Consider the following 15,581-nt stretch of genomic DNA (forward strand, 5'->3'; position numbering starts at 1 on the left):
CACAACCAACGAGGAACGCACTTTCCTAACACTTCCTTAGGTTTCGCGCCGCCCCGCTTTCCCCCTGCCCGACCTCCCGCCGTCGGGCAAATTTTGCCGCCACGCGGTAGTCTCACGGGGGCGGGAATGAACCGGCAACTGGACCTGGAACCACTGGAAACACGGCAAGGAAGATGGCCATGGACGTGCTGATCGTCGAGGACGACGACGCCATGGCCGGCGCGCTCACGGCCGCCGTCGAAAGCGCCGGGCACCACCCGCGGCGGTTGTCCCGGGGCGCTGACGCGCTGCTCTCCCACCGGAATTTCCAGGTGATCCTGCTGGACCTGGGGCTTCCGGACATGGACGGCCTGGAGGTGCTGCGCAAGCTCCGGCAGGTCACCGATGTGCCCATCCTGATTTTGACGGCGCGCGACGACGAACGCAGCGTGGTGCTCGGGCTCCGCTCCGGCGCGGACGACTACCTGGTCAAACCGGTGAAGCTGGTGGAACTGCTGGCCCGGATAGAAGCTGTAACGCGCCGGGCCGGGCGCAGCAGGGGGACGCCGCAGGAGGTGATCGTGCTTGGCGACGTGGAGATCGACCTGGCCAAGCGCACCGCGTCCAGGGCAGGCGAACCGGTGCCGCTGACCGCCACGGAATTCGAACTCCTCGCCTTGCTGGCCAGCCATGCAGGCTCGGTGGTCACCAGGGAACAGATCCTGGACGCCCTCTGGGGTGACGCCTTCCTGGCCTCGTCCCGGTCCCTGGACGTGCACCTCACCGGGCTGCGGGCAAAACTCGGCAAGCCGGGATTCATCATCAATGTCCGCGGCGTGGGCTACCGCGTCGAGGCGGCTGCCGGATGAGGCTGCGGGTGCTCGGGGTCCTCAGCGTGCTGTGCCTGGTGGTGGTCTTCCTCATCTCGGGCACCATCCTGACCTCCGCCTCCCGGGAGCTGACCCAGGAGCTGCAGATCAATCGGGCGGCCTCCTTGAACCGGCTGGCACAAGTGGCCTTTGACGCCGCCAACGACGGCGACACCGTGCGCCTGCAGCGGGAAATGGACACCTATTCCGGGCTGTATGGCGAAGGGATGGTGGTCCGCGTCCAGCAGGCCACGCTGCGTTCGGGGGACCTGGACGCGGGCCGGCCCGATGTGCGGGACGCGCTGTCGATGGCCCGGCTGAACGTGAGCAACACGTCCCTGGAACCGCTGGAGCCCTTCGGCGCGGGGTCGCACGTCATATTCCGGCCCTTTGGCAGCGCCAGCCAGGTGCTCGGTGCCGTGGTCCTGGACGTCCACGCGGAGACGGCCCGGCAGAAGCTCCAGCAGCGCTGGCTCGGAGTGGGCGTTGCCGCCCTGGCGCTGGCAGCAGTGCTGCTGCTGGGGGCGGCCAGGGTCACCGGCTGGGTGCTGCGGCCCGTCCTCCGGCTTGATTCGGCGGTGCACGAGCTGGAACGGACCGGGCGCACCGAGCGGCTTCCGGAGGAAGGTCCCCCGGAGCTGCGGGAACTGAGCCGGTCGTTCACGGCGATGGCCAGGACCGTGAGCGCCAGCATGGAAGCGCAACGGCAGCTGATCGCGGACACGTCCCACCAGCTGCGCAACCCCGTGGGCGCACTCCGGCTGCGGCTGGACCTGCTCCAGCTTGAGCTGAAATCCGCCCGCGAACACGACGCAGCGGACCGGGCCGTGGCGGAGCTTGAGCGGGTGGAGGACATCCTTGACGGGGTTTTGAAACTTGCCGCCGCGGAGCACCGGGCCTCGGAAGGGTACCTGCGGGCATCTGGCTCTCCCGCAGACCATGCGGCCGCCCCGCCCGTCGACCCGTTCCCCGTCCTTCAGGGGGAAATCGAAAGGGCGGCACCCCTGGCGGACCAGGCCGGGTGCCGCCTGGTGCTCGTGCCGGCACCCCATCCTGCGGCCCTGATTGCGTGCCGGGCCGCCGAGCTGGCCCAGATGCTGGACGAACTCCTCGGCAACGCCTTCAAGTACGCGCCCGGGGCCACCGTCACCGCTGCCGTGCGGACGGAGATGGACGCGGTTGTGGTGGAAATTTCCGACGACGGCCCGGGGCTTTCGGCGTCCGAACGCGCCTCGGCTGCCACCAGGTTTTGGCGGTCCCCCCGGCACTCCTCGGTTCCGGGGACCGGGCTGGGTATGACCATCGTGGGTGAGCTTGCCGCCGCGAACGGGGCCCGGCTGGTGCTGGCCGAAGCAGTCCCCCACGGATTGACGGCCCGGATCGAGTTCCACGCCTACTCGAATGCCGCCCCGGATGCGATGCCCGGCGGTGGTACCCGTGCCTAGCGTTTCCATCCCCGCACCGCACCCGTCCCGCCGGTCCGTCGTGGCGTGGGCCACCGCCGTCGGACTTGCAACCGTGCTGCCGCCCGCCCTCAGTGCCTGCACCGGCGGGGACCGGCCGGAGAGGCTCATTGTGGCGGGCGGCGAACCGGGCGGCTTCTACCTCGAGTTCTCGACGCTCCTGGCGGCGGCCCTGGAGCGTCACGGCGTGGCCAACCATGCCCGTGCCGTAGCCACCGGCGGGAGCCTGGACAACATTGCCGAACTCCGAGCCGGGCGCGCCGCGTTTGCCGTGGCCCTCGCGGACGCTGCCGGGGACAAATCCAGCGGGAATGCGCCAGAGATCGCAGCGATCGGGAAGGTCTACGAAAACTACGTCCACTGCGTGGTGCGCAAGGACAGTGGGATCCGGGATGTCTCCGGGCTTGCCGGGCGCCGGGTTGCCGTGGGACAGCCGGGATCCGGTACTTCCCTCACCACCCCCAGGCTCCTTGAAGCGGCCGGCCTGGGTGCCTCGGCAACTGCCGCAGCGCCCACAGCCGGGACCGCCGCCGTCGAAAATCTTGGCCTGAACGACGGTATTGCCGCCCTGAAGGCGGGTGCCGTGGATGCGTTGTTCTGGTCCGGTGGCGTGCCGACGGCCGCCATCGCCGCAGCCCAGCTGGACGTGGCGCTGGGGCTGCTGGACCTCTCCGGCCTGCTGCCCGAACTGCGACGGCGGTACGGCGGCATCTATGACCGTGTCCTCATCCCCGAAGGCAGCTACCCCGGCATCCCGGCCGTGTGGACGGTGGGCGCACCCAATTTGCTCCTGTGCCGCCGGGACCTGGACAACGCCACGGTGGAGCGGACGGTGCAACTGCTGGTGCATAACGCCGGCGAACTCATTCCACAGTCCAGCCTGGGGGTGCAGTTCCTTAGCGCCGAAAGCCTCATCAATACCGCCGGCGTCCCCCTGCATCCCGCCGCGGCCGATGCCTACCGGACCCTGCACGGCTGACCCAACGCCCGCTCACTTCCGACCGGAAAACCCCCAACGCCCGCTCACTTTCGACCGGAAAACCCCCGACGCCCGCTCACTTCTTTGGCAAGATGTGAGCGGGCGTTGCTGGGATAGCCGCAAGACGTGAGCGGGCGTGCGTGTCAACTCCCGGAGTGGGCCTGCAGGAAGCTGTACACCTCGGTTTCGTCCACGCCCGGGAAGGCGCCGGGCGGCATGGCGGCCAACAGGTGTGAGTGGGCACGCGCCGACGGCCAGGCATTGCCGGCCCACTGGTTGGTCAGTTCGGCAGGCGGACGCTTGCAGCAGGTCGGATCCGGGCAGTTGGAGGTGGCCCGGGCCGTGGTCTCGCGCCCGCGGAACCACTTCACGTGCTGGTAGGGCACCCCAATGCTCAGGGAGAACTCCCCGGCGGCGGAGCGCTCCGTGCGGGCCGTGCACCAATACGTGCCCGACGGCGTGTCGGTGTACTGGCTGTACGCGCTGAACTTGTCCGGCACGTCGAACACCGCCCGCGATGTCCACGCCTTGCACGACGGTTGCCCCTCGATGGCGCCGGTGTGGTCCTGGGGGAAGTTCACGCCGTCGTTCTCGTAGGCCTTGTAGATGATCCCGCTTTGGTGCGTTTTCTGGAAATGCGTGGTGATGCCCAGGTGCTTGGTGGCCAAGTTGGTGAACCGGTGCGCGGCGGTCTCGTAGGACACAGCGAACGCGTCCCGGATGTCCTCCACCGCGATTTCCTTGGCAGCTTTGGCTTTTTGCAGAAATTCCACCGTGGCCTGTTCGGGCAGGAGCAGGGCGGCCGCGAAGTAGTTGGTGGCCACCCGCTGGGCCAGGAAGTCGCCGTAGTTCTTGGGCGTTTCATGGCCCAGGACGTAGTGGCCCAGCGCCTGCAGCAGCACCGAGCGGGGATCGTGGTCCTGCCGCTGGCTCTGGGTCAGGTAAATTCTGCGGTTCTTCAAATCCGTCACGGACCGGGTGGAATGCGGCAGATCACCTACATGGTGCAGGGTGAAACCGAGGTGCGCGGCGATGTCTGCGATGACGTGCTGGCTCAGCGGACCGGTGGTGTAGCCAACCTCCTTGAGGACCTTTTGGGCCTCGGCCTCATACTCCGGAAAGTAGTTCCCGCGTTCCCGCATCATGGCCCGCAGTTCCCCGTTGGCGCGGCGGGCTTCCTCGGGGGTGGCCACCTGCTCGTTCATCTTCCGTTCGAGCTCGTGCAGCAGCCCCACTTGGGCCTCCAGCACATCCAGCGGCAGCCGCGAACTGATGCGGATTTTGGGCAGATCCAGCGACTCGTACAGCGGTCCGCGCTGGTACCGTTCCAGCTCGATTTCCAGGGCGGCCCGGCGGCTGGGCGGCTCGGCGCCGAGCAGTTGGTCAATGCTGACATTGAGCGCCCCTGCGAGGTGTTGAAGCAGCGTCAGCTTGGGCTCCCGCTTGCCGTTTTCAATCAGGCTGAGCTGGCTGGGAGCGGTGCCGACGGCGGCGCTCAGGTCATCGAGCGTCAGGCCGGCTTGTTTGCGCAGGTGGCGGACGCGGCGTCCCAGGGCGATGACGTCCAGTTCCGGGGCGGCGGTGGAGGGCGTCTGGGAAACGTCCCTGTTCCAGCTTGAAGGCGACATTTCTGAAGAATACGGGAAGAAGTGCATTTCTTTCCATAGTTTTCATCTAGAAAGGGCGTTGAAAGTGCTGAAAAGTAGTTGTCACGGAAAGAAACACCGCACCGGATAAGCCGGTGGGAGCCTCAACGGCGAGGTTCCCACCTACTCCATCCGGAGCTCAATCAAGGAGATCAACGATGACTGCAGCATTTGAGCCCACCCAGCAGCCGTCCGGCCAGGACACAACTCAGCAGGCCGCCGCCCTGGAGCTCGAGTGGGCCGCCAACCCCCGCTGGGAAGGTGTGACCCGGGACTACTCAGCCTCCGACGTCGTCCGTCTCCGGGGACGTGTCTCCGAAGAGCACACCCTGGCCCGCCGTGGTTCGGAGAAGCTGTGGAAGCAGCTCACCGAGGAGCACGAGACCGGCGGCTACACGAACGCCCTAGGTGCCCTCACGGGCAACCAGGCCGTGCAGCAGGTCAAGGCAGGCCTGCGCGCCATCTACCTCTCCGGCTGGCAGGTGGCCGCGGACGCCAACAACTCCGGCCACACCTACCCGGACCAGTCGCTCTACCCGGCCAACTCCGTTCCCACCGTGGTCCGCCGCATCAATAACGCCCTGCTCCGCGCCGACCAGATCGAGTTCTCCGAGGGCATCCAGACCGTCGAGGACTGGCTGGTCCCGATCGTCGCGGACGCCGAAGCCGGCTTCGGCGGCCCGCTGAACGCCTACGAACTCATGAAATCCATGATCCAGGCCGGCGCGGCCGGCGTTCACTGGGAGGACCAGCTTGCCTCGGAGAAGAAGTGCGGCCACCTCGGCGGCAAGGTGCTGATCCCCACCCAGCAGCACGTCCGCACCCTGAACGCGGCCCGCCTGGCAGCCGACGTCGCCGGCACCCCCACGGTCGTCATTGCCCGCACCGACGCCGAGGCAGCCACCCTGATCACCTCCGACGTCGACGAGCGGGACCAGGAGTTCATCACCGGCGAGCGCACCGCCGAGGGCTTCTACAAGGTCCGCAACGGCATCGAACCCTGCATCGCCCGCGCCAAGGCCTACGCCCCGTACTCCGACCTCATCTGGATGGAGACCGGCACCCCGGACCTGGAGCTGGCCCGCAAGTTCGCCGAATCCGTCAAGGCCGAGTTCCCGGACCAGATGCTCTCCTACAACTGCTCGCCGTCGTTCAACTGGCGCAAGCACCTGGATGACGCCACCATCGCCAAGTTCCAGCGCGAACTCGGCGCCATGGGCTTCACGTTCCAGTTCATCACCCTGGCCGGCTTCCACGCCCTGAACTACTCGATGTTCGACCTCGCCCACGGCTACGCCCGTGAAGGCATGAGCGCCTACGTCGAACTCCAGGAGAAGGAATTCGCCTCCGAATCCCGCGGCTACACCGCAACCAAGCACCAGCGCGAAGTCGGCACCGGCTACTTCGACACCATCTCCACGGCGCTCAACCCCAACGCCTCCACCCTCGCCCTGGTCGGATCGACCGAAGAGGGCCAGTTCCACTAACGCTTACGACGGCGGCGCTTCCGTCCGGCCTTCGGACCGGCATCGTCTCTGCCTGCTATTCCCCACGTCCGGCCTTGGGCTCGTAGAACTCGCCGAGGCCGGACGCAGGGCCCCTTTTACGCAGGCTGCCGCGACACCGGCTCCTCGGCCTCGTGCCTCAGTCGCCACCCTGCTGCTACCCGCCGTCGAACTTCCCTTTCGTCTTTAAGGAGACTGAAATGAACAGCTTCACTGACAGCTTCACGATCAATGGCATTACCTTGACCGCCCAGCCCATTTGCCGGCAGGACGAGGTGCTGACGCCGGATGCCCTCTCCTTCATTGCCAAGCTGCACCGGGCCACCGCTGAGCGGCGCCAGGAGCTGCTGCAGGCACGGCGCGCGCGGCGGGCCGACATTGCCGCCGGAACGGACCCGCGCTTCCTGAGGGAGACCGAGCACATCCGTAATGATCCGTCCTGGCGGGTGGCTCCCCCGGCACCCGGCCTGGAGGACCGCCGCGTCGAGATCACGGGCCCGGTGGACAAGAAGATGACCATCAACGCCCTGAACTCGGGAGCGAAGGTGTGGCTCGCCGACATGGAGGACTCTTCCACCCCCACCTGGCGGAACGTCATCAAGGGCCAGCTGAACCTCACCGACGCGCTGGAGCGCCGGATCGACTTCACCACCGAAGAAGGCAAGGACTACAAGCTGAAGGCGGACGGCGACCTGCCCACCATCGTGGTCCGTCCCCGCGGCTGGCACCTGCCGGAAAAGCACATGCTGATCGACGGCCAGCCCATCGCCGGCGGCATCGTGGACTTTGGCCTGTTCTTCTTCCACAACGCCCGCCGCCTGCTCGCCCAGGGCAAGGGCCCCTACTTCTACCTGCCCAAGATCGAGAACCACCTGGAAGCCCGGCTGTGGAACGACATCTTCATCCTGGCCCAGGACCTGCTCGGCATCCCGCAGGGCACCATCCGAGCCACCGTGCTGATCGAAACCATCACGGCAGCGTTCGAGATGGAGGAGATCCTCTACGAACTCCGCGACCACGCCTCGGGCCTGAACGCCGGCCGCTGGGACTACATCTTCTCCCTGATCAAGAACTTCCGTACCCGCGGCCCGCGCTTCGTCCTCCCGGACCGCGGCCAGGTGACCATGACCCAGCCGTTCATGCGTGCCTACACCGAACAGCTGGTCCGGGCCTGCCACAAGCGCGGTGCCATGGCCATCGGCGGCATGGCCGCAGCCGTTCCCAACCGCAAGGACCCGGAAGCCAACGCCAACGCCCTCGAGAAGGTGCGTGCGGACAAGACCCGCGAGGCCAACGACGGGTTCGACGGTTCCTGGGTGGCCCACCCCGACCTGGTGCCCGTCTGCCGCGAAGTGTTTGACGGCGTCCTCGGCAGCAAGCCCAACCAGCTGGACCGGCTCCGCGAGGACGTCACCCCCGATGACCGCGCCCTGATTAACGTCGCTGCCACCACCGGCACCATCACCGAGCAGGGCATCCGGAACAACATCGAGGTGGGCATCCGCTACATCGAGTCCTGGCTCCGCGGCAACGGCGCCGTAGCCATCCACAACCTGATGGAGGACGCCGCCACCGCGGAGATCTCACGGTCGCAGCTCTGGCAGTGGATCTACGCCCGCGCCATCACTGACCAGGGCGAGATCATCAGCCACGAATGGGTGGAAGAACTCCTGGACGAGGAATTCGCCCGGCTGGAACGCTTCGACGGCGACCGCTTCGAGGACGCCCGGGACATCTTCGAAGAAGTAACGCTCAGCCGCGAGTTCCCGTCCTTCCTCACCCTCCCCGCCTACGCCCGCTACCTCACGGAAGCCCGCGAAAAGGCCACCGTCGAGGAGCTGGCCGCGGCCTGAACCACCACAACTTCCGTCTGCCGGGCCGGCACGCCCTCCGCAACAGGCCCCCCGAAATCCGGGGCGCCGGCCCGGCGACGGAGCACCCCTCACACCCCCGCTCACTTGTTGCAGGAAAACCCGGAACGCCCGCTCACTTTCCCCAAGAAAGTGAGCGGGCGTTCCGCCGTTTGATGCAAGAAGTGAGCGGGCGTCGGGGTGGCGGAACGTCCGACGGCGGACGCGGCCTTAGCGCCCCTTCGGCACCTTCCGCACGGACAGGGTGGTGCTGGCGAAGAAGGTCAGTACGGAGGCCAGGATGACCAGCAGGGCCGGCGTCCACGAGCCGGACGTGTCGTGGACGAAGCCCACCAGCGGAGGGGCAACGGCAGCGAGGCAATAGCCAAGGCCCTGGACCGTTGCGGACATCCGGCCGGCGGAGGCCTGGTCGCGCGCCAGCTTGATCACGGCGATGAAGATCAGGGTGATGCCGCCGCCCTGGGCGATGCCGCCGGACGTGGACCACAGCCACCACAGCTGCGGCAGGACCAGGAGCCCTACGGGAACGGCAAGCCACAACGTCCCCAAGGTGACCGCCACCGCCGTCGTACTCATGTATTTGGCCGCAAAGGGAACGCCAAGGCCGCCCACGATCGCCAGGATCTGGAAGATCGAGGACGCGGCACCGGCCTGCGCGGCATTCATCCCCAGTTCGTCGTGCAGGTAGCTGGGCAGCCAGGCGGTGACGCCGTAGTAGGAGAACGCCTGGCCGCCGAAGCCCGCGGTCAGCCCGAACGTTGTCCAGCCGGAACTGCGCGCCGTCGCCCGCTGCCCGTCCCCACCCGAGGCCTCATCCGGATCCGACACCAGGAATGCCGTGCGCGGCCCCACCGCCAGGACCCACACCACAATGGCGGCGACCGCAAGGACAGCGACGGCGGCGAGCGCAAGCCGCCACCCGGTGACCGCTGCCAGCGGGGCCATGGCCACCGAGGTCAGGAAGGACCCGATGTTCAATGCCGCCGTGTAGATCCCCATGGCGGTCCCCTGCCGGCGCGGTGCGAAATCGCGGCGGATGATCAGGGGCACCGCAATGTTTCCCACCGTGATGGCCACCCCGATGAGCACGGTACCGGCCACCACCAGCACCGGGCCGCCCGCGGAACGGACCACCACGCCGGCAAGGACACCCAGGATGGTCAGCGTGACGGCGAACTCTGCCCCGAACCTCCGCGCCGCCAGAGAGGCCAATGGAGCAGCAAGCGAGAAGCAGAGCACCGGGATACTCGTCAGCAGCCCCAGCATGACCGGCGAGAAGTGCAATTCGGCCTGCATGAGGTCCACCAGGGGCGCGACCGCCACGAAGGGGCCCCGCAGGTTCAGGGCCAGCAGGCCGATGCAGGCCAGCAGGATCCAGCTCTTGGGCACGCGGGAAAGGACGCCGGCGCTCACAGGGACAACATGGGGAATGGGCTTTGATTCATCACCCTCATTGCTATCACGCCGCGCGAGCCCGGAACTCCAGGCGACCGCCTGCGCGGCCCTGCCATACGATGAACGTGACTGTGGACGACTGGACACCGCAAAGGACACCCATGACGCACCGGCTTGCCATCCTTGATGACTACCAGGACGTGGCCCACGGCTTCGCCGACTTCGCGGCCTTGGAGGCTGCGGGCGTCACCATCACCTCGTACCGGGAACCCTTCGCCTCCCGCGACGCCCTGGTCTCGGCGTTGGCAGGCACCACGATGGTGATCGCCATGCGCGAGCGGACCGCGTTCCCGCGTGAGGTGTTTGAGCAACTTCCCGCCCTGCAGCTGCTGGTGACCACCGGCATGGCCAACGCCTCGATCGACGTCGCGGCGGCGGCCGAGCACGGAGTTACCGTGTGCGGCACGCCCGGCTCACCCACTGCCGCCCCGGAACTGACTTGGGCCTTGCTGCTGGCCATCGCACGGCACCTGCCGGCCGAGGACCACTCGCTGCGCGCCGGCGGCTGGCAGTCCACGGTGGGCTTCGAGCTGGCAGGGAAGACCCTTGGCATCGTGGGGCTGGGCAAGATCGGCCGCCGGGTAGCGGCGTACGGCCGGGCCTTCGGGATGGACGTGGTGGCGTGGAGCCCGAACCTGACGGCGGAGGCCGCGGCCGACGCCGGCGGGCGCCTGGTCTCGAAGGCGGAACTGTTCACCCTCGCCGATGTCGCAACCCTCCACCTGCGGCTCTCCCCGCGCTCCGAAAACATCGTGGGCGAGGAGGAACTGCGGCTGCTCGGCCCCGAAGGCATCCTCGTGAACACGGCGCGGGGTCCCCTGGTTGACCAGGACGCACTCCTCAGGGCCCTGGCCGAGGGCTGGATCCGCGGCGCGGCCCTGGACGTCTTCGACCAGGAACCGCTGCCGGCCGGGCACCCGCTCCTGGCCGCCCCCAACACGGTACTCTCGCCCCACCTGGGCTACGTCACGCAGGAAAGCTACCGGCAGTTCTACGGCGGAGCCGTGGAGGACATCACCGCCTGGCTGGCCGGCTCCCCCATCCGCACCATCACCGACTGAGCCGGAAGGCCCCATGACCCACAGCATCCGCAGGGCAACAGCGGACGACGCCGGCCCGCTGGCCGAGCTGGCAGCCGTCACCTTTCCGCTTGCCTGCCCGCCGTCGTCGTCACCGTCCGACATCACCGCGCACCTGGCCAACACGCTCAGCGAAGCACACTTCACGCGCTACCTCGCTGACCCGGACATCACTATCCTGGTCATCGATGCCGACGGCCCGCTCACCGGCTACAGCCTGCTGGTGGACCGGCCCGCCGCGGACCCGGACGTTTCCTCCGCGCTGACGCTGGTCCCGTCCGTGGAGATCAGCAAGTGCTACGTCCACCCTGACTACCACGGGTTGGGCGCCGCCGCCGAGCTCATGCACGCCAGCCTTGAGGCAGCCGCCGCAACCGGTGCGGCGGGCGCCTGGCTGGGCGTCAACAGCCAGAACGCCCGGGCCATCCGCTTTTATGGGAAGTCGGGTTTCCGCAAGGTGGGAACCAAGTCCTTCCGGCTGGGCAGCACGGTGGAACACGACTTCGTGCTGGAACGCCCCCTCCCTTAGGGGAGCCTGCGGGCGCCAAGGCCCGCCGCCGCCCCTTCCAACGGGTAGGCCAGCGGCGGCCGGGGCTCGGCCAGCAGCTTCAGTCCCGGCGGAAGGCCTTCAATGGTGCCGGTGGTTCCGGTGGCTTTGATGGTCACCCGGCTTCCGTCCAGCAGGACATTTTCGGCCCGGAACGTGCCCACCGACTCCGGCAGGATCGGTGCCAGGTGCACCACCCCGCGGGTGAAGACGGGGTCGAACCGCAACAGGATCCGTGCCAGTTGCACGGGCGCCGCCGCGGCCCAGGCCTGCGGCGAGCACGCGGTGGGATACGGAACCGGGCCAGGGTATTCGCCACGGTCGAACCCGCAGAACAGCTCCGGCAGCCGCCCGTCGAAATGCCGGGCGGCGTCGAGGATCCCGGAGGCCACCCGCTTGGCCTCGTCCACGAACCCGTAGCGCATCAGCCCGGTGGCCACCAGTGCCGTGTCGTGGGGCCACACCGAGCCGTTGTGGTAGCTGACCGGGTTGTAGGCGCCCATGTCGGACGCCAGCGTGCGGATGCCCCAGCCGGTGAACATCTGCGGGGACATCAGGTTCTCCATGACGGACACGGCTTTGTCTTCGTCCACGACGCCCGTCCAGAGGCAGTGGCCGATGTTCGAGGTCAGCGCATCGACGGGCCGTTTGTCCTTGTCCAGCGCCACCGCGTAGTAGCCCTTGTCCGGCAGCCAGAACTTCTTGTTGAACTCCTCTTTGAAGGCGGCTGCCTTGTCTGCCCAGTGCTTTTCGAGGGCGGAATCGCCGCTCCAGTGGGCCAGCAGGGACCTGCCAAGGTACGCGGAGTAGACATACGCCTGGACTTCACAGAGGGCGATCGGGGCTTCGGCGATGGTTCCGTCGGCGAAATTGATCCCGTCCCAGGAGTCCTTCCAGCCTTGGTTCACCAGGCCGTGGTCGTTGGGCCGGAGGTATTCCACGAAACCGTCGCCGTCCCGGTCGCCGTATTTTTCGATCCATTCCAGCGCCCGGTCGGCGTGTGGCAGCAGGGGCTGGATCGCGTCCCGGGAAAGGCCCCACCGGCTTAGCTCCCCCAGGGTGGAGACGAAAAGGGGGGTGGCGTCGGCGGTGCCGTAGTACGCCGTCCCTCCCAGGGACAGGCCGGCAGTGACGCCGAGCCGGACCTCATGCGGGATGCGGCCAGGTTCCTCTTCGGAATCCACGTCCACTTTCTTACCCTGGATCCCGGCCAAGGTTTGGAGCGTGCCCAAGGCGAGGTTGGGGTTGACCATCAGGCTCATGTAGGAGGTCAGCAGCGAATCCCGGCCGAACAGGGCCATGAACCAGGGCGCCCCGGCCGCCACCGCAGCCCGGTTGGGATGGTGGGCATCAAAGATGCGCAGGGCACCAAGGTCGCTCTGGCTCCGGTTGAGCACGTTCTGGAAGCTGGAGTCCTCGATGCTGATCCGCGGAACGCCTTCCTCCCAGTCCAGGTGCCGGCGAACCCCTTCCCGGTGGTGCGGAAGCCGCCCCTCCTTGAAGGGTTCCTCCGGTGCCTCACCGTTGACCAAGGGCACCACTATGACGCTGGTGCTCCATTTGCCCCGTGCCGGAACAGTGACATGGAACCGCAGCCCGTCCGTACTGACCTCCGCCCCCCGTGCGCCGACGGCGGTCCCTCGTTGCTGGCCGTGCCGTGATGCTTCGATGACCAGCCTCCCGTCCGTGATGGCCCGGGTGGTATCGTCCAGGCCGCTGGTACGGCCGCCCTTTACTTCGAAGAGGTCTGCCTGGTCGGCGTCGACGAGCAGCTCGATCTCGCACTCCACCGGTTCGGCCGCATAGTTTTCAAGGGAAATGTCGTCCTGCAGCCCCGGGCCGATGTGGCGGACCTGGCGGACCACCAGGGGGCTGTCAAACCTGCCGCCGGGCCATTTGGCGCGGCCCACGAACGTGGCCTCGAACGGTTGCGGGCGTTGGGCTGACAATGGTTCGCGCAATGCGCCGTTGATCCTGAGCATCCAGCGCGAGATGATCCGCGTGTCCTGGAAGAAGACTCCGTTGGTTCCGGCGTCAGGACTGATGTCGCCCGTGCCGGAGGAGATGCAGAACGACGATCCCTCCAAGACCGTGACCGATCCCGAATCGGATACTGCTGCCTCGTTGTCTTCGTTCCAGGCGGTCATGGAAAGGCTCCCTTCTCCGGCAGATGCCCCCTGGATCGGGAAGCATTCAGGCCCCCAATAAATTCTGGTGCACCCGGGGAACCTGCGGAACCCCTGAGGGCATCCTCCCTTCTATGAGTTCGGCGTAAAGCTCCAGGTGGTCGGCAACCATACGGGCGGCGCTGAAGCGCTCTTCCACGGCTTGCCGGCACACAGCCCTGTCCAGCCCGGCCGCGGCCGCCACAAAGCCGGCCAGTTCCTCGGTTTTTCCCAGGAATCCCGTCCGGCCGTGCTCCACAATTTCCGGAGCCGCTCCGATGAGCGTCCCAATCACCGGGGTGCCGGTAGCGAGCGCCTCGATCATCACCAGGCCGAACGGTTCGGACCACTGGATAGGGTTCAGGAACGCCGTTGCACCGCCAACCAACCGGTATTTGGCGGCATCGTCCACTTCCCCGACGAAGTCCTCGTTGGGGCCCAGGATTGGTTCAATGACTTCCCGGAAAAAGCGGACCTCCTCCGGTTCGCGCATCTTGACCGCAATTTTGAGGTGCATTCCAACCTGCCTGGCGATGGTGATGGCCTCAAGGAGTCCCTTGTCCGGACACGAGCGGCCAACGAAACACAGGTAGCCCCCGCTGCCGGTCCCCACGGGCACGGCGGAGAGGTCCACCCCGTGGTGGATGATCCGGGTGACGGGAACAGCGGGGGCGTGCGACGCCTGGTCCTTGGAGATGGCGATCACGGCACCACGCCGGGCAACGGCGCGGTAGATATCCGCCGCTTGGGCGTGGATGGGCCCGTGGATGGTGGTGGCCACCGGGACCCCGGCCGGCCGGTGCAGGTAGAGGGGCCCCGCCATGGTGTGGTCGTGGATGATGTCGACGTCCTGCAGTCCCTCGTAAGCCCTGACAACATGGCTGAGTTCGCTGATGCTGGTGCCGAGTCCTTCGTACTCGGCGGCCCGCATCCCCGGAACGAGCCTAACCGGGCACGTACTCTCGAGCGGTGCCGCCAGCAGGACCTCGTGCCCGGCGGCGGCGAAGCCCCGGGCAAGGGCGTCCACCACCCTTTCCGTGCCTCCGTAGGTTGCCGGCGGGACCGGGATCCACGGCCCTGAGACAAGTCCAATCCGCATTCCTGGCCTCCCAGGTTACAGGCCGGGCTCCCCAGCAGGCCGGGCAAAATTACACCGGATGCGCTCTTGCACCCGATGAGTCTTCGATTCCGAGGGCCGCTGCATGACCACCTGATCCGACTATTGCCCACGACGGCCGCTGCCACAAGACCCAATGTGGCGGATCTCATGGCAGGTGCCGGAATGGCGGCCCCTGCCGGCCGGTTATGCAGGCCATGAAGATTGAGATCTGGTCCGACGTCGCCTGCCCGTGGTGCTTCATCGGCAAACGCCGCTTTGAGGCCGCCCTGGCATCCTTCCCGCACCGTGATTCTGTTGATGTGGTGTGGCGGAGCTACCAGCTGGATCCTGGGCTGCCGGAGCACTTCGATGGCACTGAACTGGAATACCTGAGCAGCCGCAAGGGGATGCCGGCCCAGCAGGTCTCGCAGATGTTCGAGCACGTGGCACAGCAGGCCAAGGACGAGGGCCTCAACTACGCCTTCGACAAGGTGGTGGTGGCCAACAGTTTCACGGCCCACCGGCTGATCCACCTCGCTGCCGTCCACGGCAAGCAGGATGCCGCCAAGGAGCGCCTCCTCAGCGACCATTTCGAGCACGGCAAAGACATTGGCAGCCGGGAATACCTGGCAGGACTGGGCCGGGAGCTTGGCTTGCCGGAGGACGAGGTGGACGAACTGTTCACCACGGACAAGTACTCGGACGCGGTGCGGTCCGATTTCCAGGAAGGCCAGTCCCTGGGCATCAGTGGTGTCCCCTTCTTTGTCATTGACCGCAAGTTCGGCCTGTCCGGCGCCCAGCCGGCGGAAACGTTCACGCGCGCGCTTAACCAGGCGTGGCAGGAAGCCAACCCGTTGGTGTTGGTCGATGCCGCGGAGGCCGGGGCCTGCGGTCCGGATGGCTGCGCAATCTAGCGCCGTTTAC

12 protein-coding genes are annotated in these 15,581 nt (G+C 67.2%); 8 read left to right on the forward strand and 4 right to left on the reverse strand.

The features are described from left to right. The first annotated feature begins 179 nt into the window (after window positions 1-179). Genes QRM96_RS17305 through QRM96_RS17315 form a run of 3 tightly spaced genes read left to right on the forward strand, consistent with a single transcriptional unit; the run spans window position 180 to window position 3,290 of the window. Complete coding sequence (locus tag QRM96_RS17305; protein WP_285320420.1) at window positions 180-848, forward strand: response regulator transcription factor; 669 nt, start codon at window positions 180-182, stop codon at window positions 846-848. Further along, window positions 845-2,293 carry a sensor histidine kinase gene (locus tag QRM96_RS17310; RefSeq protein WP_285320421.1) on the forward strand — a complete coding sequence of 483 codons (1,449 nt, stop codon included), beginning with the start codon at window positions 845-847 and terminating at the stop codon, window positions 2,291-2,293. Before QRM96_RS17305 ends, QRM96_RS17310 begins: the two co-directional genes overlap by 4 nt. Further along, entirely contained in the window at window positions 2,286-3,290 is a 1,005-nt protein-coding gene (locus QRM96_RS17315; protein WP_285320422.1) for a TAXI family TRAP transporter solute-binding subunit, read from the forward strand. The genes QRM96_RS17310 and QRM96_RS17315 overlap by 8 nt, the downstream gene beginning before the upstream one ends. Window positions 3,291-3,433: 143 nt before the next feature. Here the strand turns inward: QRM96_RS17315 and QRM96_RS17320 are convergent, their stop codons facing one another. Further along, the gene (locus QRM96_RS17320; RefSeq protein ID WP_133831104.1) at window positions 3,434-4,945 is read right to left on the reverse strand and encodes a helix-turn-helix transcriptional regulator; all 1,512 of its coding nucleotides are present in this window, start codon (window positions 4,943-4,945) and stop codon (window positions 3,434-3,436) included. A gap of 149 nt (window positions 4,946-5,094) precedes the next feature. Here QRM96_RS17320 and aceA point away from each other — a divergent pair, with 149 nt between their 5' ends. Both aceA and aceB read left to right on the forward strand, forming a co-directional pair. Next, window positions 5,095-6,423: an isocitrate lyase gene (gene aceA / locus QRM96_RS17325; protein WP_285320423.1), complete on the forward strand. Its 1,329-nt coding sequence runs from the start codon at window positions 5,095-5,097 to the stop codon at window positions 6,421-6,423. 218 nt (window positions 6,424-6,641) lie between these two features. Continuing rightward, the gene (gene aceB, locus QRM96_RS17330; protein WP_285320424.1) at window positions 6,642-8,294 is read left to right on the forward strand and encodes a malate synthase A; all 1,653 of its coding nucleotides are present in this window, start codon (window positions 6,642-6,644) and stop codon (window positions 8,292-8,294) included. A 228-nt stretch (window positions 8,295-8,522) separates the two neighbouring features. Here aceB and QRM96_RS17335 read toward each other — a convergent pair whose 3' ends face one another. After that, a complete protein-coding gene (locus tag QRM96_RS17335) occupies window positions 8,523-9,725 on the reverse strand; it encodes an MFS transporter (RefSeq protein ID WP_133831106.1) in 1,203 nt (400 codons plus the stop codon). Window positions 9,726-9,868: 143 nt separating this feature from the next. Here QRM96_RS17335 and QRM96_RS17340 point away from each other — a divergent pair, with 143 nt between their 5' ends. Next, on the forward strand, window positions 9,869-10,828 hold the full coding sequence (locus tag QRM96_RS17340) for a D-2-hydroxyacid dehydrogenase family protein (RefSeq protein WP_285320425.1): 960 nt from the start codon (window positions 9,869-9,871) through the stop codon (window positions 10,826-10,828). Window positions 10,829-10,841: 13 nt separating this feature from the next. Beyond that, window positions 10,842-11,375: a GNAT family N-acetyltransferase gene (locus QRM96_RS17345; protein WP_285320426.1), complete on the forward strand. Its 534-nt coding sequence runs from the start codon at window positions 10,842-10,844 to the stop codon at window positions 11,373-11,375. Here QRM96_RS17345 and QRM96_RS17350 read toward each other — a convergent pair. Continuing rightward, a complete protein-coding gene (locus tag QRM96_RS17350; RefSeq protein ID WP_285320427.1) occupies window positions 11,372-13,540 on the reverse strand; it encodes an amylo-alpha-1,6-glucosidase in 2,169 nt (722 codons plus the stop codon). The two genes, QRM96_RS17345 and QRM96_RS17350, sit on opposite strands and share 4 nt — an antisense overlap. Window positions 13,541-13,586: 46 nt before the next feature. Next, a complete protein-coding gene (locus tag QRM96_RS17355; RefSeq protein ID WP_285320428.1) occupies window positions 13,587-14,657 on the reverse strand; it encodes a glycosyltransferase family 4 protein in 1,071 nt (356 codons plus the stop codon). Between the two features lie 215 nt (window positions 14,658-14,872). On the opposite strand from QRM96_RS17355, the gene QRM96_RS17360 reads away from it, so the two are divergent. Beyond that, window positions 14,873-15,571: a DsbA family oxidoreductase gene (locus QRM96_RS17360; protein WP_285320429.1), complete on the forward strand. Its 699-nt coding sequence runs from the start codon at window positions 14,873-14,875 to the stop codon at window positions 15,569-15,571. Window positions 15,572-15,581 lie beyond the last annotated feature (10 nt).

Source organism: Pseudarthrobacter sp. lyk4-40-TYG-27 (assembly GCF_030209295.1).
GTDB lineage: Bacteria > Actinomycetota > Actinomycetes > Actinomycetales > Micrococcaceae > Arthrobacter.

Bases quoted from the DNA above. Each gene is read 5' to 3' on its own strand.
- QRM96_RS17320 (WP_133831104.1), bottom strand. From the start codon at position 4,945: ATGCACTTCTTCCCGTATTCTTCAGAAATGTCGCCTTCAAGCTGGAAC.
- QRM96_RS17340 (WP_285320425.1), top strand. From the start codon at position 9,869: ATGACGCACCGGCTTGCCATCCTTGATGACTACCAGGACGTGGCCCAC.
- aceB (WP_285320424.1), top strand. From the start codon at position 6,642: ATGAACAGCTTCACTGACAGCTTCACGATCAATGGCATTACCTTGACC.
- QRM96_RS17310 (WP_285320421.1), top strand. From the start codon at position 845: ATGAGGCTGCGGGTGCTCGGGGTCCTCAGCGTGCTGTGCCTGGTGGTG.
- QRM96_RS17345 (WP_285320426.1), top strand. From the start codon at position 10,842: ATGACCCACAGCATCCGCAGGGCAACAGCGGACGACGCCGGCCCGCTG.
- QRM96_RS17305 (WP_285320420.1), top strand. From the start codon at position 180: ATGGACGTGCTGATCGTCGAGGACGACGACGCCATGGCCGGCGCGCTC.
- QRM96_RS17355 (WP_285320428.1), bottom strand. From the start codon at position 14,657: ATGCGGATTGGACTTGTCTCAGGGCCGTGGATCCCGGTCCCGCCGGCA.
- QRM96_RS17350 (WP_285320427.1), bottom strand. From the start codon at position 13,540: ATGACCGCCTGGAACGAAGACAACGAGGCAGCAGTATCCGATTCGGGA.
- aceA (WP_285320423.1), top strand. From the start codon at position 5,095: ATGACTGCAGCATTTGAGCCCACCCAGCAGCCGTCCGGCCAGGACACA.
- QRM96_RS17360 (WP_285320429.1), top strand. From the start codon at position 14,873: ATGAAGATTGAGATCTGGTCCGACGTCGCCTGCCCGTGGTGCTTCATC.